This is a genomic window from Micromonospora sp. NPDC047753 (assembly GCF_040642735.1).
GTDB lineage: Bacteria > Actinomycetota > Actinomycetes > Mycobacteriales > Micromonosporaceae > Micromonospora.
Window position 1 is genome coordinate 20,320 of the sequence record NZ_JBEYSL010000004.1, and the last position, 24,455, is coordinate 44,774.

Here is a 24,455-nt window from a genome sequence, read left to right on the forward strand (position 1 = left end):
CGCGGTATGCGGGCAGATCACCTGTTACCCCGCTCTCATGCCGCCCGCCGGGCGGACTACGACCACGCGCCGGCCGCAGCGGCCCCCGTGGCGTAGGTGTCGAAGTCGAGCGGGTCCCGTCCGAGAACCCGACGCACCCCGTCGGTCGGTTCGGCGAGATGGCCCGCCCGCATCCCGGCGAACAGGGCGTTCAGCGCCGTGGCCGCCTCCGCCGGAAAGCCCTCGGCGAGCAGTTCGGCGTGGTACTGCTCCGGGGTGAGCTCGACGTAGCGGATCGAGCGGCCGGTCACCCGCGCGATCGTCGCCACCGCTGCGGCGAAGGTGAGCGCACGGGGGCCGGACAGGTCGTACACCTGTTCGTGGTGACCCGGCGAGGTCAACAGCGTCGCCGCCACGTCGGCGACGTCCTGGGCGTCGACGAACGGCTCGGGCATGGCGCCCATCGGCAGAGCCAGCCGACCGTCGAGCAGTGGCTGGCGAAACAGGTCCTCGCTGAAGTTCTGACTGAAGTTGTTCGCCCGGATGATCGTCCACTCGATGCCGGACTTCCGCACCGCCTCTTCCGCGGCGAGCATGCCGGGGGAGAAGTCACTGACCCGGTCGATCCCACGCCCGGAGAGCGCCACGATCCGGCCGACGCCGGAGTCGACTGCCTGCGTCACGAAGTCGCTGGCCAACGCCGGGTCCTCCGGAGCGAGCAGATAGACGGCAGAGGCACCCGCCACGGCCGGCCGCCAGGTGTCCCGCCGCGACCAGTCGAAGCGCACCTCACCGGAGCGAGAGGCGGCCCGGGCGTGGTGACCCGCCGCCCGCAACGTCTGGACCAGCCGGCGACCGGTCTTGCCGGTGCCGGCCATCACGAGTGTCGAAGGTGCGTTCGTCGTCATGACCACGAGTCAACGCGCCCGGTCGTGGGCGGGACATGTCCTGTCGTACGCCGGGCATGTCCGATCGTCCGCGGTTCATCCTCCGCGATCTATCGTCGGTGACATGGACCCGTTCGACAATCTGCTGCGCGGTCTGCACGCCGACGGCGCGGCTTTCGGCCGGTCGGTGCTGACCCCGCCGTGGGCGCTGCGGTTCACCGACGGTGCCCCGCTGACGCTCTGCGTCCCGATGCGGGGCGAGGGCTGGATCTCGCATCCGGACAGCGACAAGCCTCGTCTGGTCCGGGTCGGCGAGGCGGCCATCGTGCGCGGACCGGCGCCGTTCGTCTTCTCCGCCGAGCCCCGGTCGAGCTTCGAGCCCGGGGAACTGCGCGACGTCCGGCGCGGCCAGACCGGGGTCCTCGACCCGGCGGGCGCGGATCACACCGACCGACTCGTGCTGCTGGTCGGGGTGTACCACGTCCGGGGTCGGGTGCCTCAGCGGTTGCTGGGCGCGCTGCCGCCGGTCCTCGTCGTGCCGGAAGACCAGGACTGCGCCGCGCTGCGCGACTACCTGGACGCCCAGCTCGACGCGGGTCGGCCCGGACGGCAGGTCGTGCTGGACCGCCTGCTGGACTGGCTGTTGGTGTGCACGGTTCGGGACTGGTTCGACCAGCCGGAGGCCGAGGCGCCCGGCTGGTACCGCGCGCTGAGCGACGACACTGTCGGTCCGGTGCTGCGCGCCATGCACGACGCCCCGGGCCGGCCGTGGACCCTGGCCAGCCTGGCCGCCCATGCCGGGGTCTCCCGGTCCACACTGGCGAAACGGTTCACCGCGTTGGTGGGTGAACCGCCGCTCACCTACCTGACCGACTGGCGCATGGCGGTGGCCGCCGACCTGCTCTCCGAATCGACAGCGACGGTCGCCGCCGTGGCGCGTCGCCTCGGGTACGCGGACGCGTTCGGCTTCAGCGCGGCCTTCAAACGCGTGCACGGCCTGAGCCCGAGCGGGCATCGACGGCTCACCCGGGTCGACGCCACGGCGGCGTGAGCAGCACTCACCGAGGCCCAGAGCCGGTCGACGAGTGCTCGCAGAACCCAACGAACTACGGTCATCTGCCGTCAGCCCGTCGCCGGCGGACCAGTGGCTGCCCAAGCAGGAGCACGGCGCACGCCCGGCGCGGCCGATCCCGTACACCCTGAGCGACACCTGGTCGGTCCCACCTCGACGTCACCCCCGCCTACGACGAGCACGGCTATAAACTCGCCCTCACGCTCACCAACCGCAGGTCGAAGCGGGTCGAGGTGACCGTCCGCGACGGGTACCACGCCCGACCGGTCACGCTGTCGCGTACCGCTGCGCGGGTCATGTCGAGAACGGCAAGGACAGCATCAGCGACCCGGCCCTCGGCGGGCTCGTCTGAGCGACACCGCGTCACCCGGGCCGCCGCCGGCCCGGGTGACGCGGCTCGGCACCGCGATCGGCGGCGGATTTGCGGATGAGCGTGATGACTCACAGACATATTGATGCCGCACAGTCATCACGCTCGTCACAGCGCTCGCACGTCCGCTCGGTCAGAACTCCTCGTACACCGCGGGGTCCTGGTCCGAGAGGCGCCCGTCCGGGCGGCCCAGCGCGGTGATGGCCTCGACCTGCGCGTCGGTGAGCGTGATACCGAAGACGTCCAGGTTCTCGGCCTGCCGCTGCGGGGACGCGGCCTTGGGCAGCGGAATTACCTGACGGGCCACGTGCCAGGCGAGGATCGTCTGCGCCGGGCTGACGCCGTGCGCGGTCGCGATCTCCACGACGACGGGGTGCTGCTGAAGGTCGTTGCCGTGGCCGAGCGGGCTCCACCCCTGCACCAGGATGCCGTGCTCCCGGTGGTAGTCGAGCGCCTCCTGCTGCGGAAAGTACGGGTGCACCTCGATCTGGTTGACGACCGGGGCGACCCCGGTCTCGGCCACCAGCCGCTCGATGTGCTCGGGCAGGAAGTTGGAGAGCCCGATGTGCCGCACCAGGCCACGCTCACGCGCCTCGATCAGCGCCCGCCACGCCTGCACGTACAGGTTTTCCTTGGGGTTCGGCCAGTGGATCAGGTACAGGTCGACCCGGTCGAGGCCGGTGCGGAACACACTCTCCTCGATGGTGGTCAGCGCCTCGTCGTAGCGGTGGTGCCGACCCGGCAGCTTCGAGGTGACGACCAGCTCGTCCCGCACGTCACCGGCCGACCGGGCGGCCCGGCCGACAGCGCCCTCGTTCTCGTAGTTCACCGCCGAGTCGATCAACCGGTAGCCCGTCCGGATCGCCTGACCGATCGCGTCGACACCCGCCGAGCCGTTCAGCTTGTACGTACCCAGCCCGATCGCCGGCAGAGTCGTGCCGTCAGCGGCCGTCAGGTGCGGAATCGTCATGATCGGAACCCTACCCGCGTGGGGGCGTCCCGGATGGCGAGTGCGGCCTGGATGAGCGCGGCGTGGGTCAGCGTCTGGGGATAGTTGCCGAGGTGGGCATCCGTCGCCGGGTCCACCTCTTCCGGGTAGAGGCCGAGTGGGCTGGCGTGAGCGAGCATGGCCTCGAACAGCTCGACGGCCTCGCGGCGACGCCCGGTGCGGGCGAGGGCCTGAACGAGCCAGAACGAGCAGGGCAGGAACGCGCCCTCGGTGCCGGGCAGGCCGTCCCGCCCGGGCGGGTAGCGGTAGAGCAGCGGACCGCCGGCGGAGAGCCTGTTCCGGATGGCGTCGATGGTGCCCTGGACCCGAGGTGACCCGGTCCGGTCCATGTCGAGCAGCGGCAGGACGAGCAGGGCCGCGTCGAGATCCCGGGAGTCGTAATTGCGGACGTAGCTGCCCGCTGTCGGGTCGAAGCCGCGCGTGCGGACTTCGGCGGCGATGGCGTCCCGGGCCTCCTGCCAGCGTCGACGTTGCCGCTCCGGCAGGGGATGTGTGCCGGCGATGGCCAGGGCACGGTCCAGCGCGAGCCAGCCCATGAGCTTGGAATGGACATGGTGGGCCGCCTCCCGTACCTCCCAGATACCGGCATCGGGCTCCCGCCAGCGACCGGCGACCACGTCGGCGAAACCGCGAACCGCCCGCCACGTCTCGGCGGGGAGGCGGTGCCCGGCCTGAGCGAACACCCAGGCGGCGTCGATCACCCACCCGTAGCCGTCGAGCTGGTGTTGACCTGCGGCGCCGTTGCCCATCCGTACCGGAACGCTGTTGAGGTAGCCGGGCCAACCGGCCAGTTCACGTTCCGCGGGAACGCGCCGGCCGTGCAGGGTGAGCAGCGCCGGCAGGCGTGGCCGTTGCAACCGGGTGGCGTGCAACAGCCAGGCGAGGAAACCGCGCGCCTCGTCGGTCTTGCCGACGCTGAGGAAGGCGCCGACACCGATGCTCGCGTCACGGGGCCAGACATAGCGGTAGTCCCAGTTCCGTACACCGCCGGGATCCTCGGGCAGTGACGTGGTGGGTGCGGCCACCGGCGCTCCCGAGGGCGAGTAGGTCAGCAGCCGCAAGGTGAGCAGACTGCGTACGACGTGTTCCCGGAACGGCAACCGCTCATCGATCTCCGCGGTCCAGGCCCGCCATCGGCCCTCGTCCTCGACAAGCAGCTCCCAGGCGGCCGTCGGATCGACGTGGATCATCGGTTCGCGGTGGGCCACGGCCAGCACGACTGTGACCGGATGTCCCGGCGTGACCGTGATCAAGGTGGGCCGACCCGGTTCGATTCTGAACGTGGGTGTGCTGTCCAGCGCGACCGCCAACGACCCCCACTCACAGACGAGCCCTTGGCGCCGGTGCTGTGCTCGGGGCCGGTGGTGCCGCGCGCCAAGGCGGGGGTCGAACTCCACCACCGCCTCGACCGCCGCCTGCTCGGCCGACAGCCGTCGCACGATCAGTGTCGTGGGCAGCAGGCGACCGCTGACCTCGGCCACCATCGCCTCCGTGAGGCGGAGCCGCCCGCTGCCCGCCGCCCAGGTTGTCTCCAGGGTGGCGGTGTGCTGCCGGTAACGGCGTTCAACGACGGTGGCCGGCCGGGCCGGGCCCACCCGGAACGTTCCGGCGTCCGGGCCCCCGACCAGTCGGCCGAACAGGGGATCACCGTCGAAGCGTGGAACGCAGAACCAGTCCATCGCGCCGTCACTCGCGACCAGGGCGGCGGCGCGCGTGTCGCCCAGCAGACCGTAGTCGCTGATCGGTGGCCCACCGGTCATGGAGATCGCTCCTCGATGCGCCACGCCGGGGAGCAGCCCGTGTCAAGCTGGCACGGCAGTCGGGCGCCGGTCACCTGGCCTGCAGGAGCAGCCCGAGACAAACCCCGTAGACGACGTGGACGACAGCCGTGACCAGCGGGGTCTGGATGCCGTAGTTGAGGGCGAACAGTCCGGGCGGCTCCAACACCGCCGTGCTGGCCGGCCCCGCCCGTTGCGAGGCCATGCGCGGATGGACACCAGGAAGCAGCGGCAGGATCACCGTCAGCGCGATCCCGACGTGCACAATCCCCAGCAGCGCCCCGATCCACCAGTCCGCCCGGTGCAACAGCGCGAACGTGGCCGCATAACCCAGGGCGAAACCCTGACCGGTGCAGAGATGAAGGAAGAACCCGACGACCCGGGCCCGGTCGGGGTCCTCGGTGACGAAGGCCCCGAGCACCAGGGGGATGTCGAGCCGGGTGAGACCGGCCAGTTGAGCGGTGATCATCGCCGCGGTGAGCGCCGCGGTGGCGACCAACCCGAACAACGCCCATCCGGCCCAGTCCATCTCAGCAGTCGTCGACGTCGCGGGCGTTCGCGGTCATCGGTCACCCTCCGGCTGAACAGCGTGAATCCCACGGCCCGGACCGGACGCCCGCCCACCGGGTGTCCGGTTTCTCACCATAAGCCACCGGAGCTGTCGCGCTGACCTGCTCGCCCAGACGTCCCGCGACGAGTTGGCAGCAGGTGGCGAGCGGTAGCCGGCCGCCGAGCTCAACCCGTCGTCAGCCGAGGTGGCCTGAGATGGCCCTCTCGTAGACCGTCTCGACCGGCCGGATCACCTTGACCATCGAGGCGAGGTACTCCCGCGTCTCAGCATCAGTCGAGTAGGCGATCGTGCCCTTCATCCCGCGGGTCAGCAGGACCTTGTAGGTGTTACGAATCAGCAGATCCGCTTCCGCGTCGCTGACCGACTTGCGACTGCGGAACGCCGGATCCTTCGACTCCTCGCGCCGCGTCACCAGCCGGCCGTCCCGGGCGACCAGGTCTGGCCCGACGATGACGCCCGACCAGTCGTACTCGAAGCCCTGTGCCGTGTAGACGCAGCCCACCTGGCCGAAACCGTTCGGGTCAGTGGCCCAGAACGCGCTGCCTGGTGCGTCTCCGACGCTGCGGTCGCTCTTGACGTTCCAGGGTCGCGACCACCCGCCGACCTGCACGTCCGACACCAGACTGTCATCCGGACGCGGATCGCTCCACGGCCAGCAGTACCCGGCGGACATTCTGGCGTTCACGTCAGGCGCCTGCTTGTTGGCGAGGAACGCTTCCATCTCCTCTGGCGACTCCGCGAGACGTAGGTCGACCCTGCCGTCGCCGGTCCAGACCGACGGCTCACCCCCGTCGAGATTGAGCAGTTCCACGACCCATTGCTCGTACGTCTCACTGCCTCCGCAGCGGAACTGGCTGTGCAGTGAGACGACCTCGATCTCCAGGTTGAGCTGCCTCGCGTGAGACGAGATGACCTCGACATTGCCCAACTCTCCCGGCTTGACCACCTGGTGCTCGTCGAGCAGGAAAACCGGCACCCGGGCCGCGGCGATAAGTTCGTCGATCTGGCGACGAGACTTCTCCCGCTTGGCTTTCGGCGTGAACCGGTTGACGGAGGTCTCCCGGATGCGGTGGGCCTCGTCGCAGATCAGGACGTCTAGCCCGTTGCGTTCGGCGGACATGAAGCTGTTGAAGTAACCAAAGAGATTCTTCAGCCGGGTCGACCCCTTGCCGGCGTACCGACGCAACGTCTGGGTGAACGACCGCGAGCCCGTCGCGTGCATGACGGAGCGGTTCTGGCGCGCCAACTCACCGAGCACCGACAGCGCGATCACGCTCTTGCCACTGCCAGGTCCACCGGAAACGACCACGACAGACTTACGATCGGCCAATCGCGCCCGCTCGACGGCGTGTAGCACCAACTCGTACGCCACACGCTGCTGGTCCAGCAGCGTGAAGTGCGAACGGTCCTTCAGTTCCTGTGCGGCGTACCTGAGTAGATGGCGGCTGGGCCGGACAGAGCTGGTCAGGAAACGGTCGGCGGCGCCTGCTCCTGAGGCCGGGGCTAGGTGGCTGCGAAGGTAGTCGAGGAACTGGCCACGCCGCTGCTTCGTGAAGATCCGGCTCTGCTCGGTTGCCGGGCGCTCGAACAGGTCACTGATGTCGCGGTCGACCGCGTTGTGCAGGTACGCGACCCCACGCACAGGGTGCTGATGCCCGGCGAGGACGCCGAGGAAGTCTGTCATGTACTCGCAGTACTGCTCGACCTGGACGCCGGGATGCAGCCGCGGGCCACTCGTGTGCTCGATCGCCACGAGCGTGTCAGAGCCCTCGTAGGACTCGGCGTAGGACCACTGCTTCAGCTCTACGACCACGTAGGAGTCGTCAAACGTCCTCGGGTGCAGACCGGCTAGCACCACGTCGACCCGCTTGCTGGTCAGCGGTAGCTGGTACTCGACAAGCATCTCGATTTGGTCCAGCCCTGCGTCGGCGAGATCCTGCCCCAGCACCTCAAGGCTCCGCGACCAGGCACGGCGTTCGGCCGGGCTCACGTTGCGGCCAATTTGCTCCACGATCCGGTCTGCGAGCGTGCCGCTGGCAACCAGACGCAGCAGACCGTTGGCGGACGTACGGAACGCTGACAACACTTGCCCCCGGGCAGCACGAAGTGATCGTGCGCATGGGGGGCGTGTCCGGCAGCCGCCGGAAGCCCGTCGTGACGCGCTCCTACGTGATGGACTGTAGCGAAGAGATCAACTCAGCGCCATGTTGACGCTGCCACCGGCTATCGCTTGGCCGCCGACCCGCGAGCCTGGTCGACCGGGTAGCGACGAGCCACCTCCTCGAGTTTGGTCGATGCTGCTTCGGCCAAATCGATGCCGAGGACATCAGCGAGCCGGGTGAGATAGATCATCACGTCGCCGATCTCGGCCTTGACCCGGTCGCCGGCCTCTCGGTCGGACATGACGGCTGTGGCCTGCTCAGGTGTGAGCCACTGGAATTCGGCGATCAGCTCGCCGACCTCACCGGCGAGAGCCATGGCCAGGTTTTTTGGCGTGTGGAACTGCTGCCAGTCCCGCTCCTCGGCAAACGCCCGTACGCGGCCCGTCAGGTCATCCATGGGTGGGAGCATCCCAGATCTCAGTTAGCAACCTGCGCTGCTCTTACTTGTCGGAGAGGTCGACCGAGTTCACGGCGGCTATGAACGTGAGCCAGGCACGGTGCTCGAAGCAAAGAGTTGGCCCGTCAATATGCTTGGAATCGCGTACGGCGACAACGCCGGGGACGTTGGTGGCGACCTCGACGCAGTTGCCGCCGTTGTCGCCGCTGCGGGTGCTTTTGCGCCAGACGGCGCCGGTCAGGTCAGTCATGCCGCATCTCCCCGGCGATTCGCTTGATCATGTCTCTTGAGTCTGCCTGATCGAGTGCGAGGGCATCCAGACCCTTCCAGACGTCTTCATAGGCCCGAATCTCGTCCGGCTTGTCGAGGTAGAGCGCCCCGGTCAGCGACTCGCTGTAGACGACCGACGGTTCCGGGACGGCCCGGCCGCCCTTCGTGGCCGGGAAGTCCAGAAGAACAAAGGAGCCTGCGACCGCACCGGGATGTGGCCCTGCCGCGAGTGGCGCAATGCGAACCGAGACGTTCGGCAGCTCCGATGCTTTGAGCAGACGAGCAAGCTGCCCAGTCATCACCGTAGGGCCGGCCACAACACGGCGCAGCACCGCTTCGGAGAGGATGGCGTCCAGGTGCGGCGGCTGTGGAAGCCGACGAGTGAGCAGACTCTGACGCTTCAGCCGCACCTCGACAGCCCGCTCGCGCTCCTCGATGCTCAGCCGGCTTGTGGGTCGGAACAAACCCAATGCGTAGGCGCGGGTCTGTAGCAGCCCGGGGATGAGGTTCTCGCCGTACTCGCGCAAGTGGGCGGCGGCGGATTCCAGGCCGACGTACAGCTCGAACCAGCTCGGCACCGCGTCGCCGTACGCGTGCCACCAGCCCTTCGACTTCGTCTCCACGGCCAGCCCGCGCATCGCCTCGGTCATCTCGGGCGACACCCCGTACAGCTCGCACATCGCCTTGACGTCGAGCACCCGGACCGAGCCCTGGCCGCATTCGAGGCGCCAGATCTTCTGCCGGCTGTACTCCAGGGCCTCGGCGGCGGCGTCGAGCGTCACCCCGGCCTCGTTGCGGAACTGTCGCAGCAGCCGGCCGAGTTGCCGGCGCGGCACTGTCGATCCGATGTCTTCGGGCATCCGCACACTCCCTGGCTCCAACACGCAACACTGCGTGACCTGCTCCTGCAACTCCTACGGGTTTCAGCAAAGAAAGTCAATGCACAACAGCGAAATTGCGGTTTAGAACGTTGCGTTTCCACTCCGGACTGTCGCAGGCTGATCACAGCACGGCGGCCGTCCGGTCCCCCCGAACGGCCGCCGTGCTTCCCCGAACACCCCTCGCCCCTCCGCATCAGGAAGGCAGGCAGACATGAACGCCAGACACCAGCGGCCAGGGCCGGCGAGCGGTGGTGCGACCTACCGCTCCGCCGCGTACACCAGTCTGTTGCCGTGGCAGGTCCGTGAGCGCCGCTTCCCGCCGGTCGGGTTCGGACGTCGCGGTCTGAACCCCGACGACGTGTACGCCTTCCTCGACCGGGTCGCCGTCGACATGGCCGCCGTCTACGCCGCTCTCGCCGAGAGCCGCCGCGAGACCGCCCGGATCAAGGCCGGGCTGCGTCGCTGGCAGACCGATCAGGCCCGCGCCCGCAATGAGCGCGGCGACGCCCGATGAGCCAGCGGTACGTCATCCACCTGCCCGTCGTCGCCAACGACCTGCCCGCCGCGCAACGTCTGGCGCGGGTCATCGGCCGGTGGATGCTGGTGCTGCCGACGACGGACCCGGGGGAGACCACTGTCTCCGAAGAGGACCGGCAGTTTCTCCGGCACCGGGTCTTCTGCGACCTGAGGATGCCAGGCGGCCGGCGCTGCCTCCTGCGGGACGGCCACGACGGCGACTGCACCCGTCGCTTACGCCGCTACCGATAGAAGCGATTCATCGGACACGTTCGGCGAGCCTCAGCTCAGTCAGGTAGCGCTTGACGACCTGGCCCCGTGGTCGACGTCAATGAGCCGCGCGATGGAGGTCAGCAATCCGCTCTGCTGCGCGTCCGGCAAGGTACGGTGGCCGGAGTAGGTCAACAGCAGATCCAGGTAATCCGCTGTCGAGTACGGCAATTCCCACTCGTATCGGTAGAAGCTCGCAGGCCCGAACCGCTCCGACGCGGTCAGCTCCCGATCGTCCTCCGGAATATCTTGAGCACCCTCAAGACGCAGGCCCGGTGGGGTCGACGGATCGAAGCGCTCGTAGAGCTTCTGAATCTCGACGAAGAACGCGTCGGTCCAGGTGCCACCAGCGATGTGGTGGGTTCCCACGGTGGCCAGCAGACCACCGAGACGCAAGGCGTCAGCAGACTTCGACACCCGCACGGCCGGATCGATCCAGTGAAACGCCGTCGCGGAGAAGACCACGTCGAACAGTTCCGCAGGCAGGGGCCACTCCTCGAACGCTGCCGTCACGACTTCCACCGAGTCGGAGCCGGCAAGGTTTCGCCGAGCTACAGCAGCCATGTCTGCGCCCAATTCGACGGCCACGATCTGGTAGCCCCGTTGGGCCAGCGGCACGGTCGCCTGCCCAGTGCCACAGCCGATTTCCAACACCCTTGCACCGGGCGCTACTCCGGCCGCAGCGAGATCATCGAACATCTGTGCCGGGTACCGAGGCCGCGCACGGTCATACCGTTCAGCGTCCTCGTTGAAGGTTTCTCGCAGCCTCACGTAGTCATTGCTGTCGCTCATCCAGGGAGAGTATGGGTGCCGCTCCTACGGCAGGCACTCAACGCCGGGGCCCTTTCCACCGGTCGGTTGACCGCTAGGCTGGCCCCCCACGGTCTTCCCACCTGGAGAAACGCCATGTCCGACAGCGTCTTCGCGCAGTTCACCGCCGACGACGAGCAGCTCGAAGTTGGGCTGATCGTGCAGCCGGCGATCAACGCCGCCCTGGTGCACAACCGGGTGCCGCTGGTCCGTCACCTCACCCTCGTGAACCGGGGAGCGGTGCCGCTGACCGAGGTCACGTTGACGCTGGAACTGCGCGGTCCGGACGGGGCGCTGACCGAGCCGTGGACGCGTACCCTCGCCACGCCGTTGCGGCCCGGGGCCAGCACGAGTTGGGACGACTTCCGCGACCTCACGCCCGACCGCGTGCTGCTGTACCGCACCGACGAGGCGTTCCCTGTCGACTACATCCTCCGGGTGCAGGCAGGGGACGAGACACTGCGGCTGGTCGCGCCGTCACGAGTTTTGGCGCACAACGAGTGGTTCAACAGCCCTGCCCTGTACGACAGCCTGGCGGCTTTCGTGCAGCCGAACACCCGGGCGGTGGAGGCGGTTCTGCGGGCAGCCGCCCAGCTCCTGCTCGCGCGGACGGGTTCCGGCTCGCTGCAGGGCTATCAGGAGGGTTCGGAGCGGGCGGCGCTGATCGCCGGCGCGGTGTACGAGGCGTTGCGCCAACTCGAGATCACCTACCAGACCCTGCCGGCGTCGTTCGAGAACACCGGCCAGAAGGTACGGACGACAGCGGCCGTCCTCGACGGGCGACTGGGCAACTGCCTCGACCTGTCCGTCACGTACGCCGCGTGTCTGGAGGCGGCGGGGCTGCACCCGCTCGTCTTCATCAGCGCGGGGCACGCCTTCGGCGGCTTCCTGCTGGAGGAGGAACGGCTGGGCTCGGCCGCGGTGACCGAGACCAACCTGCTGATCTCGATGGTCGACTCCGGCCGGGCCGTGCCGGTCGAGCTGACCCGCATCGGGCCGGGGGCGCAGTCGGCGACCTTCACCGAGGCGGTAGGCGTCGGGCTCGGCCACTTCCGCGGTGATGGTGATCGGATGCAGGGCGTCGTCGATGTCCACCTGGCCCATCGCTCCGGCATTCAGCCGCTTCCGTCGCCCGACGAACTGATCACGCCCGCCGCGGTCGACGCCGAGGCGACGCCGGAGACAACAGCGTCCCTGGACCTTCCGCCCGGCGTCGCCGCCGCGAAGCTGCGCCAGTTCGCCGACGAGGGCGAGGAGGCGCCGCAGCAGTCGGACGGGTCACCGGCGCGCGTTCAGCAGTGGAAGAAGTCGCTGCTCGATCTGAGCCTGCGTAACCCGCTGCTCAACCTGCCCAAACGTGGCCGTGGGCTGGATCTGCACGTGCCGGCGGGTGCGCTGGCCCTGCTCGACGACCTCATTCACGACGGTCGTCAGGTGCAGGTCATTCCGCAGGACGACATCAGCCAGGTCCACGAGCTGGCCGGGTCACGTCGGGCGCAGGACCTTGACGCCGAGATCCTGACCCGGGAGCTGCGTACCGACCGGCGGGTCTACGGCGCGGTCACCGACGCCCGCTACAAGACGGCGATGCGCGCCTTGCAGCGTGAGGCGCGCACGATGGAGCAGGAGACCGGCAGCAACTACCTCTACCTGACCATCGGCACCCTGGTCCACACGAAGGTGACCGGGGGAGAGGCGTACGCGCCGCTGTTCCTCCTACCGGTGCGCATCGAGGGTGGCAGCGGCCGTCGCCCGTACGCGATGGTCATCGACGGCGCCGAGGTCGCCAGCCCGAACTACTGCCTGATCGAGTGGTTGCGGGTGAAGCACAGTGTGCGGATCCCGGAGCTGGAGCGGCCGGTCCTCGACGAGCACGGCATCGACATCGCCAAGACCCTCGCGGCGATCAACACGGGGCTGCTCGACAACCGGCTCAACTACCGCATCGACGAGACCGCCAGTCTTCGACTGCTGCAGTTCTCCACCTTCCAGATGTGGCGTGACCTCACCGACCACTGGCCCCGGTTCATGGAGAACCCCGTCGTCCGGCACCTGGTCGAGTCGTCCGGCGCCACGTTCGACGACCCCGCCCGCCCCGACGACGCCGAGGTCATGGTCGACGAGGCGGACCTGCACCTGCCGATCCCCGCCGACGGGTCGCAGATGCAGGCCATCGTGCGCGCCGAGCGCGGACACTCCTTCGTCCTGGAAGGCCCGCCGGGCACCGGCAAGTCCCAGACCATCACCAACATGATCGCCCGCGCGGTCAGCTCGGGCCGGTCGGTGCTGTTCGTCGCCGAGAAGCAGGCCGCCCTGGAGGTGGTCAAGCGCCGCCTCAAGCAGATCGGCCTCGGGCCGTTCGCGCTGGACCTGCACGGGCGCAAGCAGTCCCTCAACGCGATCCGCCAGCAGCTGCGGGACGCCCTCGACCAGTACGACCAGGGCGGCGACGGCACCTGGACGGCAGTCGAGACGGCCTACCGGACGCGGCTCGCCCCACTGACCGAGTACCCGGCCCAGGTGCACACCACCAACCCCGTCGGGATGTCACTCTGGTCGGCCTACGAGCAGACCTTGGCGTACTCCGACGGCCCGGTCGCCCCGATCCCGGTGGCCTACCTGCACGCACCCGCCCCGGCGCGCACGCAGGTCGAGACGACACTGCGGGAGTTCCCGGCCGCCGCACGATCGGCCCGACTCCGGGCCGCGCATCCGTGGGCGCTCAGCGGCTGCCGCACCCTCGACGGGCTGCACGGCGCGGCGGTCACCGAGATCGCCGGTGAGCTGGAACGCCTCCGCGCCGACCTCGCCGCGTACCCCGGTCTGGTCGAGTTGCTGCGGACCCTGCCCGCCCCGGAGACCGTCAGCGAGTTGCAGGCGGGCGCCTGGCTCGCCGTACGCGGACTGCTGCCGGACCGGGCGACCACAGTGCACGCCAGCGACCGGCGGTGGGACGAGGCGGTGGCCCGGTTCCAGGCGAACCTGGCGGCCTTCCAGCAGGGCTTCGCCGGTGAGCTGGCCACCTTCCGGCCGGACGTGTTCGCCCGACCGGAGCTGACCGACTGGCACGGTGAGGCCCAGGAGGCGGCGAAGCGGTTGTTCGGCAAGGGCAAGCGCCGCCAGGCCATCGCGGACCGGTTGGCGGTGCATCTGGTGGCCGGTGCCACGCTCGACGTGGAACAGGTGGAGGTGCTCACCGGTCGGTTGGTCGCCGCCCGGGCGCAGGCCGCCGCGCTCCACCAACACCTGCTGGGGCTCGGTGGGCTGCGGCTGTCGCAGTGGTTGCCCACGGACCCGAACGCGCAGGAGCGGCTGACGGAAGCGGTCGAGGCGACCCGGGTTGGCCGGACGCTGCTGAGCCAGCACCCGCAGGCCTGGGAGCTGTTCCAGAGCGGGTTCACCGATGCCGACGCGGCAATGCTCGACCGATGTGCCTCGCGATGGCGGGCCTGGCGTGGGGTGTTGCGCTCGGGCGGGCCGGAGCTGACCCTGTGGGCGGGCGGTTCGCACTGGATCGACGCCTGGCAGCGCGACGGCGCGGCCTGGCTGCACGAGCTGCAGAGCGAGGAGTTGTTCCCACTGCGCCGATGGGCGACCGTCCTGGCCCACGCCGACGTGCTCGCCTCGGCCGGCCTCACCGACTACCGTGACCAACTGCTGCGCGCCGAGGTGCCCGCGCATCTCGCCGAGGAGGTCTACCGGAGGGGGGTCGCGACGGCGTCCCTCGCCGAGCGGGTACGGGCCGGCGGCCTGCAGTACTTCGACCCGGAACTGCACGACGACGAGATCAGCCAGTTCGAGGCAGCCGCCGGTGAGCTGCGGTCCGCGCTGCCGACGCAGCTGCCGTCGGTGCTGGTCCGGCGCCGCCCCTTCAGCCCGGCCGACCGGCGTGGCCGCTTCGCCGACTTCGCGGCGGAGCTGCGCCGTAAGCGGGGCGGGCGGTCCTTCCGGGAACTGTTCGAGCAGTACCCGGACGCCGTGCTGGCGTTGACCCCGTGCGTGCTGGTCAGCCCCGCGTCCGCGGCGAACTTCCTGGCGCCGGGGAGCCAACGATTCGACCTGGTCATCTTCGACGAGGCCTCACAGATCCGCGTCGCGGAAGCGATCGGCGCGATGGGCCGGGGCAGCGCCGTGGTGGTCGTCGGCGACTCCCGGCAGATGCCGCCGAGCAGCATCATGCAGGCCAGCCACAGCGTGGACGACGTCGACGAGGGCAACGGCCCGGTGCCGGAGGACCTGGAGAGCATCCTCAGCGAGGCCGTCGAGTCGGGACTGCCGCAACGATGGTTGTCCTGGCACTACCGCAGCCACGACGAGTCCCTCATCGCCTTCTCCAACCGCTACTACTACGACAACAAGCTCTCCAGCCTCCCGTCGCCCGGTGCCGCCAGCTCGGCGGGCGTCAGCTGGCGGCGCGTCGAGGGCCGGTACGACCGGGGCGGCTCCCGCACCAACGAGGTCGAGGCACGGGCGATCCTCGCGGACATCACCAGGCGGTTGCACGACCCGGCGACCGCCACCCAGTCCGTCGGCGTGGTCACCTTCAACATCCAGCAGCGGGACCTCATCCTCAACCTGCTGGAGGAGAGCACCGACCCGATCATCCGCGAGCACCTCTCCGGCGCGGTCGCGGAGCCGATCTTCGTGAAGAACCTGGAGAACGTGCAGGGCGACGAGCGGGACGTCGTCCTGTTCTCCCTGGCCTTCTCCACCAACCTGGAAACAGGTCAGCTCCCGCTGAACTTCGGCCCGCTCAGCCAAGCCGGCGGCGAGCGGCGGCTCAACGTCGCCATCACCCGCGCCCGCCGCCAGGTCGCCCTCTACTCGTCCTTCGACCCGTCCGACATCGACCTGTCCCGTACGTCAGCGCTGGGCACACAGCACCTGCGGGCGTACTGCGAGATGGCCGCCGCCGGCGCGGAGCGCCTGGGCGACCTTGCCACCGACCGCACCGAGCGGCGCAGCCGGATCCGCGAAGAGGTGGCCGCGGCGCTGCGCGACCGCGGTCACGAGGTCCGTACCTCACACGGCCTCTCCGACTTCACAGTCGACATCGCCGTACGCAGACCAGGCTCACCACGGTGGCAGGTGGCCGTCATGCTCGACGGCCCGGACTGGAGCGCCCGCCCGACCGTGGCCGACCGGGACTCCGCACCCGCGCTTCTCCGCTCGATCATGGGCTGGCCGGAGGTCGTGCGGTTCTGGCTGCCGGCGTGGATCCACGACCGGTCGGCGCTGCTCGACCGGGTCGACGAAGCGGTCACCCGAGCCGAGACCCCCACGACCGCCGAACCCGAATCCGAGTTGTCGGCGGTCGCAGAGAGCGTCGAGTTGCCGCAGCCGCGCCCCGCAACGGACGTGGAGCAGCCACGCCCGGCACCGGCCGCCGAGTTGCCGCAGCCGCGTCTCGCGCTGGACGAAGAGCCCCTTCGGAGTGCGTCGGCACCACCCGACTCCGCACTCGCCGCCGTGCCGGTCACGGTGGCGTCGGCCGCCGACACCATCACGGCGAGCCCCTTCATCCCGTACGCCCCAACCTCACTCGGAGACCAGGCCGACCTCGACCTCCTGGCCACTGACCAGCGGATACGTGATCTGATGCGGAACGCGCTCCGCGACATCATCGAGGCGGAAGGGCCCATCGAGCAGCACCGGCTGGCACGCCTCGCTCTCGCTCGGTTCGGCTTCCTCCGGACCCGGGAAGACCGTCGCACTGCCGTACTTTCCCTCGTCGACTCCCGCCGCCTCTACACGCACCCGACCGTGAGCCGGTACGCCTGGCCCGACGGCGTCGACCCGCAGACCTACCGCGGGTTCCGGGTCACGCAGGCGAGCAACGACCGCGCGTTCGAGGAGGTGCCACCCGAGGAGGTGGCCAACGCCCTCGTGCACGCGCTGCAGGGCGTAGCGAGCATGGACGAGGAGCGGCTGTTGCGCGCCGGCCTGGAGCGGCTCGGCTACCGCCGACGAACCGAAAAGATCGACAAACTGCTCCGGTACGGGCTGCACGTCGCCCTGACCAGCGGTCGTCTCCGGTACGACCAGGAGGGCCGCCTCACCAGCGGCTGACGACATCCTGCCTCGGATCGGCAACAGGACCGCGGTGAGTACCGGGTTGGTCGTGGCGGATGCCGTTGACCTTCTGCCGATCTCCTTCGAGTGTCGGCGTCCTTAGTCAGCCCCGGCCGGGAATCGCTGGCTCCCCGCCCTCAATCCGTCGTCACGTCACGAGGCGGTAGTTAGGAACGCGAGGGTTGCGTTCCTCAGGCGGCTTGTCCATTGGTCGGACGTCGACTCCGTCCGGAATAGGCGCCCGACACACGTGGATCCCTTCCATGCAGGTGTCGCACCAGAACGAGACGTACCCGGCATTGGCTGCGGGCCGTGCTGTGAAGACGATCCGTAGGGTCCGCCGCCCGCAGTTCGGGCAGGCAAGACCTGACGCCGCCGGCAGCGCACGGTAGACGACTTCGTACGCCGTCTGCCACTCGTCAAAGGTGGCCATCGCGCCGCGACACCTGGTCGGCCCGGAGCGTGACCATGGCGACGGTGCGGCCATCGGTGTCGGTGAACTCGACTTCGTACATAGGCGGGGGGCCGTCGAAGACATCGATGATAGCTCCCACTGCCCCCGCGGGCAGGTCTTCTCCGGGTATGGCTTCTCGGAGCTCAACCACGTCGTACAGCTCTAGCATGTCATCCTCCCTTGGGCGGGAACGAGATCGTCACCATCCGGGGTGCAGATGCCTCATTCTTCAATATCCAGGCTGTGCGCACGATGATCGTGCCATCCGGCCCGGTGAGAGGTAGGTCCACGTTCCACCGCTGGCCGAATTCGTCGGTCTTGCCGAGCAGAGGTTTGCCGGCGAGTACGCCTTCGCGGATCTGCTGCAAGACCGCGTCGGCGTCATCCGGGCCGAGGCCGGTGGCGGAGTTGATGACGCGATACTTGTGCCCCCCGACAGGGTGGTCCGGGTTCATGGCGTAGGCGGCGATCTTCCGCGAGTCGATCTCGGCCATGGTGAAGTCTGGTCCGGTGGGATCACCCGGAATCTTTGTCGGCTCCGGTCCGTCGGGTCTCTGCGGTTCCGGCGGCTGTTTCGTGAGTCGCCCCAGTGACTGCTTGAGTTTTTCGATGAGGTCGCCGAGCCGGCGCATCTCCGGAATCAGCCGTCGCAGGCTGGCCAGCAACCCGCGCAACAACCGCGCTATCCGCGCACCCCACGACGCCACCAAGGTCGTGACCTGCTCCACGACCAGTGGCGCGGCCAGTCCGCCGGTGATGAGGAGTTCGCCCGCGTACACGATGATGCGGGACACGCAGGCGGCGATGGCGTCGCGGACGAGGAGTCGGACGGCGGCCACCAGGCCGGCGGCGCCTTCGGTGATCGCGGCCATGGTGTCGGCGCCCTGGGCGAGGCCGGTGATGGCCTGTTGCTGTTCGGCGGTCCAGGCCCGGTAGGCGGGGCCGGCGCTGCCGCCCCAGCCGGCGACGTCGGTGCGTACGGCGCGTGCCAGTTCGGCGGCGTCGTCGCGGAGTGACCCGGCGACGTTGCGCCAGGTCTGCGCGTGTGCGGTGATCTGCGCCGGGTCGCCGGCGAGCCAGTCCAGTGCCTCGCTGAGTGGCTTGACGTGTTCGATGAGCCAGGCGACCCCGTACTGGAGCAGAGCGCCGACCGGGTCGGAGACGAGGGCGAGGGCGTCCAGGCCGGCGCTCACGACGCCGAGGCTGCCGTCGATCCAACTGCCGGTGCGGACGCCCTGGGCGATGAGTTCGATGTCCTCGCAGATCCACACGCCCGCCCAGGCGCTGGGTGGGGTGTCCGCAGCGGCGGCGACGAGCGGGTTCGACGTCACCTGTGTCGCCGCACCCCGTCGAGTAGCTGCTTGGCGTGGGCGTCGGAGCTTCGGTAGCGGTCGGCTCCGACGCGCAGCTTGCCGGCGGTGTCCCGTACCGATGCGGCGGCGGCGCCGATGCTGTCGAGCAGGGTGCGTTGGAGGCCGTCGAGCAGCACCGGCATCATCGCGCAGAGCTGCCCGTAGGCGTCGGCGCCCAATCGGACGTGCTGGCCTGCCTGCTGGGCGGTGTCGAGGCTGCTGGCGCAGCGGTCGAGGCGGGCCGCGTGGGCGGTCAGGTCGTCCGGGTCGACCTGGATGCCGTCACCGGCGGGCATCGTTCGATCCCTGGTCGGGGAGGAGCCGGCTACGGTACGAGTCGATGATGGCCTGGGCGCTCGCGTCGTCGCCAAATGACTCCGTGGCTGCGTCGCTGACCTGTCGAAGCAGGTCGGCGCGGGCGGCAGCGGTGGTGTCCAGGATCTGCCGAGCGGTGTGCGCCGCGGGGTGTTGCCGGACGCGTTCGTCGAGCCGTAGGTCGATCAGCAGGCCGACTGAGTCAACTGTGACGTCGACAGTCCGGTCGGTGTTGTGGGCGGTGCCGGTCAGATCCCGCATCGTCGCCGACATCGTCTTGGCCCGTGCCGCCCGCTCGGCGAGCGACGTCTCCCACTCGTCGAGCCGGCGCTCCGCCGCGTCGAGCGCAGCGTCATCCGCCCACACGTCGACCCTCCCCAGGGGACCGCTGCCGGCGACAACCGGCGACATCACCGGCACGCTACCAACCAGTGGCGCTGCGTGCATGCCCACCGGATCGAACGCCAAGGACGTCACGCTAGGCGAGCGCACCACAACTCCATGATCGACCGAGCCGGGGCGCGATCTTGCAGTTTCTGTCGCGACAAATGGTGCAGAAGTCCACATCTCGACGACCGAAACTGCAAGATCGACGCAGCAGGGGGTGCCGCCGGGCTGTCGTGTTCGCGGAGGAGGAGTGGCAATCCGGACCACGTGACGGTCAGGGCGACGAAGATTGTTTCCGTGACGAGCGACAACACGCAGCGGGGGTGGTCCGCCCGAACGATCTGGGACCGGCGGTTCGACGCGCCGCTGCGCTCGTTCCTGCGTACCGAGACCGGCGGCGCGCGGGTGGTGTTGATCGCCGCAGTGGCGGCTCTCGCCTGGGCGAATCTCAGCGCATCGTCGTACGAGTCGGTCTGGAACACCCCCTTCTCGGTCCGGCTCGGCGACTGGCAGGTGGCGCATGACATGCGCACCTGGATCAACAGCGGCCTGATGACGTTCTTCTTCCTGGTCGCGGGGTTGGAGCTGCGCCGCGAGTTCGACATCGGTGAGCTGCGGGAACGGCGTCGCCTGGCGTTGCCGATTCTGGCCGGGGTCGGCGGCATGCTCGTGCCGATCGCCATCTACCTCGCCATCAACGCCGGGCACACCACCGCGGCGGGCTGGGGTGCGGTGATGGCCACCGACACGGCGCTCGCGCTCGGCGCCCTGGCCGTCTTCGGGCCACGCTTCTCGGAACGGCTGCGGGGTTTCCTGCTGACCGTCGCCGTCGTCGACGATGTGGTGGCGATCGCGGTGCTGGCCATCGCGTACCCGCATCACCCCTCGCTGACGGCGCTCATCGTCGCGGCGGCGATCTTCGGCGTGGTGCTGCTCGTCCGGGGCTGCGGGGTGCGGTTCGGGCCGGTCTACGCGCTGCTCGGGGTGGCGGCCTGGCTCGCCGTCTCGATGTCCGGTGTCGACCCGGTCGCTGTGGGCCTGGTGATGGGGCTGCTGACCTACGCCTACGATCCCGGCCGCGGCGACCTGCAGCGGGCCAGCGACCAGTTCCGCCTCTTTCGGGAACAGCCCACCCCGCAACTGGCCCGGGTGGCCCGGGCCGGGCTCATCTCGGCGCTGTCGCCAAACGAGCGGTTGCAGACGCTCTACCACCCGTTGGCGAGCTACCTGGTGGTGCCACTGTTCGCGCTCGCCAACGCCGGCATCGTGATCGACGGCGACCTGCTGGCCAGGGCGGTGACCTCCCCTGTCACGCTGGGGGTCGTGGTCGCGTACGTCGTCGGCAAGCCGGCCGGGATCGTGACCACCGCGTGGTTGGTGACCCGGCTCAGCGGCAACCGGTTCCGGCCACCCGTCGGGTGGGTCGCGGTCGCGGGGGTCGGCACGATCTCCGGCATCGGGTTCACCGTCGCCCTCCTGATCGCCACCCACGCCCTGAGCGGCCCGGCCCTGGACGAGGCGAAGTTCGGCATCCTCGTGGCGACGCTCGGCGCGTCAGTCGTCACCTGGCTGGTGTTCCGGTCCGTCGGACGACTCTCGCCGGCGCGGCGGACCCGCGCGCTGCTGGGCGTCGCCGAGGGGATCATCGACCTGATGCTGCCGGTCGATGAGGACCGTGACCACATGCGGGGGGCGCTCGACGCGCCGGTGACGGTGGTGGAGTACGGCGACTTCGAGTGCCCCTACTGCGGGCAGGCCGAGCCGGTGGTCCGGGAACTGTTGGCGGACTTCGCCAACGTCCGGTACGTCTGGCGGCACCTGCCGCTCACCGACGTCCACCCGCATGCCCAACTCGCCGCCGAGGCCGCCGAGGCGGCGGGGGAGCAGGGCGCGTTCTGGGAGATGCACGATCTGCTGCTCGCCCACCAGGACGCTCTCGATCCTGTGGAGGTGCTCGGTTACGCCGAACAGCTCGGTCTGGACCTGGACGGGTTCCGGGAGCACATGGTGAAGCGGATGGGCGTGGACCGGATCGCCGAGGACGTCGACTCGGCCGATCTCAGCGGTGTCACCGGCACCCCGACCTTCTTCATCAACGGCCGGCGGCACCACGGCGCGTACGACATGGCCGCGCTCTCGGCGGCGGTGAAGTCGGCGTTCGCGAGCGCGAAGCTCCGCCCCGAGTACCACCCTCGGGACCCCGACCGCCGGGAGACCGGCCCGGCGAGCTGACCGTCGGGCGCGCGGTCGTCCCGGGCCAGGTGGTCGACGGGTGCCGTGGTCACCTCCCGGCCGTCGGCGGTGCCGCAACGATCCCGGGTACGGGTGACGCCTCGCTGACCTTCCGGGAGTCGCGGCGTCGCCGCATCAATGGGATCTGCCGCCGTGAACTCCGATCCGCCCCCGCCCTGCGGGGAGCGTCGCGGGGTGGGGAGGGGTTGGTCGGCGCCTTTCGAGCTGAATCGTTTGTGGCATCACCGTGGCACCCAGGGGTCTGATCGTTTGCGACATCACCGTGGGGACACAGGATCTGAATCGTTTACGGCATCAGCTCCAAAGGCAGCACCGATAGCCCGCACCTCCCGTACCGAGTTGTGGGGCGACGTTGACGAGACCGGACGCGACGCCGTTCCGGGTCGTCAGGATGATGGCGACCGCCTGGCCGATTCTGATCACCAGGAGGGTCAGCGGCCACCTGTCGATGTCCGAAGTGGAACGGCTGCGGAACGTGTTCGGGGAATCACGATCGACTCGAACCCTTGACTCCGGGGAAACATCGGGCCACCATCTGACAACGTTGTCACAGACCCCCCGCTACCTGACAACGTTGTCATGTCTGGAGGCAAGATGTCCGAGCCATCGCCGATTTCCCGGCGTACCTTCCTCTCCGCCGGCGCGACGCTGCTGGCGTCGGTCGGGGTGACCGCGGCACTCCCGAACGCCCCCGCGTCCGCCGCCGCCGTGCCGCCGCCGACCGCCACCCCCGCTGCCACCGACCTGGCCCGGTACCGCCCGGTGGCGGTCTCCTCGACCGACTACGCGCCGACGCCGGCCACCTTCGCGGTGGACGGCCTGCCGCAGGTCGGCGTCCGGGGGAGTGGATGGCGCGCCGCCAACGGCGATCCACAGTGGATCTCGGTGGACCTCCAGGCGCTGTGCCGGATCGAGGCGGTCGCCCTGGTCTTCGAGGCCACGCTCGACGACGGGCCGTTCGACGGCAACTACACCGACACCGACGGTGACGAGATCCTCTCCAGCGCGGCGACCGCGTACCGGATCGAGGTCTCCACCGACGGCCGTGCCTGGCGGTCGGTGTACGAGACTAGCGAGGGCCGGGGCGGCGCGCAGACCATCAAGCTGCCCGAGCCGGTCACCGCCAGGTGGATCCGGATGACCGCCACGAAGCGCTCGAACAGCAACCCGGTCGGCCTCAACGGCTTCCAGGTCTACGGCGTCCCGCTGGCCGGCCGGCCGAAGGCCGAGGGCTGGACCAGTTGGGAGGGCGGCAACACCGGCCCGGCACCCGAACTGACCGTCGCCGCCGACGGCACGGTGCCGTTGGAGTCGGGCTGGTCGTTGACGATGGACGACTTCGCCGGCACCGCCGACGGCGCCGAGCTCTCCCGCGTCGGCGTCGACGTCCGGTCCTGGCTGCCGGCGACGGTGCCCGGCACCGTGCTGGGCACGCTGGTCGAGCAGGGCCACCTGCCCGACCCGGTGTCCGGCTTCAACAACATGCGCATCCCGGAGGCGCTGTCCCGGCACACGTGGTGGTACCGGCGCGCGCTGCGGCTGCCGCGCGACCTCGACACCTCGGCCGGCCGACGGATCTGGCTGGAGTTCGACGGGATCAACCACGAGGCGACCGCCTGGGTCAACGGCGTGCAGGTCGGCAGCGTCAAGCACCCGTTCGCGCGGGCCGCCTTCGACATCACCGACGCGTTGGCCGGTCACCGCGGCGAGCACGTCCTCGCCGTCCGGGTCACCCCGATGCCGCACCCGGGCACCCCCGGCGACAAGGGCCCCGACGGTCGTACCTTCCTCCAGTCGGCCCACCACTACCTTGACGCGCCGACCTACCTGGCGGTGTCCGGGTGGGACTGGATGCCGGCCGTGCGCGACCGGGTCACCGGCCTCTGGGACCACGTCCGCCTGCGCAGCACCGGCGCGGTGCTCATCGGTGACCCACACGTGCAGACCACGCTGCCGGACCTGCCGAAGACCGACACCGCCGAGGTCACCATCCGGGTGCCGGTCCGCAACGCGGCGACCAGCGCCACCACCGTCACCGTCCGCGCCGAGTTCGACAAGGTACGCGTCGAGTCCACGGTGACCGTCCCCGCCGGCGGGAGCACCACAGTCACCTTCGCGCCGGAGCGCTTCCGCGCGCTGCGGCTGCGCAACCCCCGACTCTGGTGGCCCAACGGCTACGGCGACCCCCACCTGTACGACCTCACGCTCACCGCCACCGTAAAGCGCTCGGTCAGCGACCGGCGTGCGCTCCGCTTCGGTGTCCGCGAGTTCGCCTACGACTGGCACCAGCCGATCGTCATCTCGCCGCCCGGCAAGCCCGCCCTGGAGTTCGTCGACGGCGCGGCGACCCAGACGGTCACGTTCGACCGGCAGCACGCTCGGCACGTGCGTATCCAGGCCGGCCAGCGCGCCACCGGCTGGGGCATCTCGATGTTCTCGCTGTCGGTGGCCGACGGCACCGGCCCGGATCTCGCCCTGCGCCGCGACGCCACCGCGTCGTCCTCGGAGAACGACGGCAACGGTCCCGGCAAGGCCGTCGACGGCGACGCGGCGACCCGCTGGGCCTCGCAGGCCGAGGACGACCAGTGGATCCAGGTCGACCTCGGCGCGGCGGTCGACTTCGACCGGGTCACCATCGTGTGGGAGCAGG

General features: G+C 69.6%; 19 protein-coding genes. 6 read left to right on the forward strand and 13 right to left on the reverse strand.

Going from position 1 to position 24,455, the window contains the following annotated elements:
• Positions 1–56: 56 nt before the first annotated feature.
• A complete protein-coding gene (locus ABZ749_RS00770) occupies positions 57–887 on the reverse strand; it encodes an NAD(P)H-binding protein (RefSeq protein WP_357221255.1) in 831 nt (276 codons plus the stop codon).
• 103 nt (positions 888–990) lie between these two features.
• Here ABZ749_RS00770 and ABZ749_RS00775 point away from each other — a divergent pair, with 103 nt between their 5' ends.
• Complete coding sequence (locus tag ABZ749_RS00775) at positions 991–1,917, forward strand: AraC family transcriptional regulator (RefSeq protein WP_357221258.1); 927 nt, start codon at positions 991–993, stop codon at positions 1,915–1,917.
• A 524-nt stretch (positions 1,918–2,441) separates the two neighbouring features.
• On the opposite strand, the gene ABZ749_RS00780 is transcribed toward ABZ749_RS00775, so the two are convergent.
• The 7 genes from ABZ749_RS00780 to ABZ749_RS00810 all read right to left on the reverse strand — a co-directional run bounded on the left by ABZ749_RS00780 (position 2,442) and on the right by ABZ749_RS00810 (position 9,406).
• Complete coding sequence (locus tag ABZ749_RS00780; RefSeq protein ID WP_357221261.1) at positions 2,442–3,278, reverse strand: aldo/keto reductase; 837 nt, start codon at positions 3,276–3,278, stop codon at positions 2,442–2,444.
• Positions 3,275–5,077 carry a glycoside hydrolase family 15 protein gene (locus tag ABZ749_RS00785; RefSeq protein WP_357221264.1) on the reverse strand — a complete coding sequence of 601 codons (1,803 nt, stop codon included), beginning with the start codon at positions 5,075–5,077 and terminating at the stop codon, positions 3,275–3,277. Before ABZ749_RS00785 ends, ABZ749_RS00780 begins: the two co-directional genes overlap by 4 nt.
• Before the next feature lie 70 nt (positions 5,078–5,147).
• Positions 5,148–5,624, reverse strand: a complete 477-nt coding sequence (locus ABZ749_RS00790) for a hypothetical protein (RefSeq protein ID WP_357197147.1) — start codon at positions 5,622–5,624, stop codon at positions 5,148–5,150.
• A 217-nt stretch (positions 5,625–5,841) separates the two neighbouring features.
• The gene (locus ABZ749_RS00795) at positions 5,842–7,749 is read right to left on the reverse strand and encodes a DUF2075 domain-containing protein (RefSeq protein ID WP_357221267.1); all 1,908 of its coding nucleotides are present in this window, start codon (positions 7,747–7,749) and stop codon (positions 5,842–5,844) included.
• A gap of 140 nt (positions 7,750–7,889) precedes the next feature.
• Positions 7,890–8,225: a nucleotide pyrophosphohydrolase gene (locus tag ABZ749_RS00800; RefSeq protein WP_357221270.1), complete on the reverse strand. Its 336-nt coding sequence runs from the start codon at positions 8,223–8,225 to the stop codon at positions 7,890–7,892.
• 43 nt (positions 8,226–8,268) lie between these two features.
• A complete protein-coding gene (locus tag ABZ749_RS00805; protein WP_357221273.1) occupies positions 8,269–8,475 on the reverse strand; it encodes a DUF397 domain-containing protein in 207 nt (68 codons plus the stop codon).
• Positions 8,468–9,406, reverse strand: coding sequence for a helix-turn-helix transcriptional regulator (locus ABZ749_RS00810; protein WP_357221276.1), 939 nt, complete (start codon positions 9,404–9,406; stop codon positions 8,468–8,470). Before ABZ749_RS00810 ends, ABZ749_RS00805 begins: the two co-directional genes overlap by 8 nt.
• A gap of 181 nt (positions 9,407–9,587) precedes the next feature.
• Between ABZ749_RS00810 and ABZ749_RS00815 the strand changes: the two genes are divergently transcribed.
• Positions 9,588–9,890, forward strand: a complete 303-nt coding sequence (locus tag ABZ749_RS00815; protein ID WP_357221279.1) for a DivIVA domain-containing protein — start codon at positions 9,588–9,590, stop codon at positions 9,888–9,890.
• Positions 9,887–10,144 (forward strand): hypothetical protein, encoded by a 258-nt coding sequence (locus ABZ749_RS00820; RefSeq protein ID WP_357221282.1) that lies wholly within the window; start codon positions 9,887–9,889, stop codon positions 10,142–10,144. The genes ABZ749_RS00815 and ABZ749_RS00820 overlap by 4 nt, the downstream gene beginning before the upstream one ends.
• Positions 10,145–10,183: 39 nt before the next feature.
• Here the strand turns inward: ABZ749_RS00820 and ABZ749_RS00825 are convergent, their stop codons facing one another.
• Positions 10,184–10,954, reverse strand: a complete 771-nt coding sequence (locus tag ABZ749_RS00825) for a class I SAM-dependent methyltransferase (RefSeq protein ID WP_357221285.1) — start codon at positions 10,952–10,954, stop codon at positions 10,184–10,186.
• Between the two features lie 114 nt (positions 10,955–11,068).
• On the opposite strand from ABZ749_RS00825, the gene ABZ749_RS00830 reads away from it, so the two are divergent.
• Positions 11,069–17,041, forward strand: a complete 5,973-nt coding sequence (locus tag ABZ749_RS00830) for a DUF4011 domain-containing protein (RefSeq protein ID WP_357221288.1) — start codon at positions 11,069–11,071, stop codon at positions 17,039–17,041.
• A gap of 422 nt (positions 17,042–17,463) precedes the next feature.
• Here ABZ749_RS00830 and ABZ749_RS00835 read toward each other — a convergent pair whose 3' ends face one another.
• From ABZ749_RS00835 to ABZ749_RS00850, 4 genes are read right to left on the reverse strand one after another with little or no spacing between them, the layout of a single operon-like run.
• Entirely contained in the window at positions 17,464–17,667 is a 204-nt protein-coding gene (locus ABZ749_RS00835; RefSeq protein WP_357221291.1) for a DUF4926 domain-containing protein, read from the reverse strand.
• Position 17,668: 1 nt separating this feature from the next.
• Complete coding sequence (locus ABZ749_RS00840) at positions 17,669–18,829, reverse strand: WXG100 family type VII secretion target (RefSeq protein ID WP_357221293.1); 1,161 nt, start codon at positions 18,827–18,829, stop codon at positions 17,669–17,671.
• Positions 18,826–19,146: a type VII secretion target gene (locus ABZ749_RS00845; protein ID WP_357221296.1), complete on the reverse strand. Its 321-nt coding sequence runs from the start codon at positions 19,144–19,146 to the stop codon at positions 18,826–18,828. The genes ABZ749_RS00840 and ABZ749_RS00845 overlap by 4 nt, the downstream gene beginning before the upstream one ends.
• The gene (locus tag ABZ749_RS00850) at positions 19,133–19,633 is read right to left on the reverse strand and encodes a YbaB/EbfC family DNA-binding protein (protein WP_357221298.1); all 501 of its coding nucleotides are present in this window, start codon (positions 19,631–19,633) and stop codon (positions 19,133–19,135) included. The genes ABZ749_RS00845 and ABZ749_RS00850 overlap by 14 nt, the downstream gene beginning before the upstream one ends.
• Before the next feature lie 216 nt (positions 19,634–19,849).
• On the opposite strand from ABZ749_RS00850, the gene nhaA reads away from it, so the two are divergent.
• Positions 19,850–21,784 carry a Na+/H+ antiporter NhaA gene (gene nhaA / locus ABZ749_RS00855; protein WP_357221301.1) on the forward strand — a complete coding sequence of 645 codons (1,935 nt, stop codon included), beginning with the start codon at positions 19,850–19,852 and terminating at the stop codon, positions 21,782–21,784.
• 615 nt (positions 21,785–22,399) lie between these two features.
• Positions 22,400–24,455 (forward strand): discoidin domain-containing protein (locus ABZ749_RS00860; protein WP_357221305.1); only part of this gene is annotated, 2,056 nt, incomplete at its 3' end.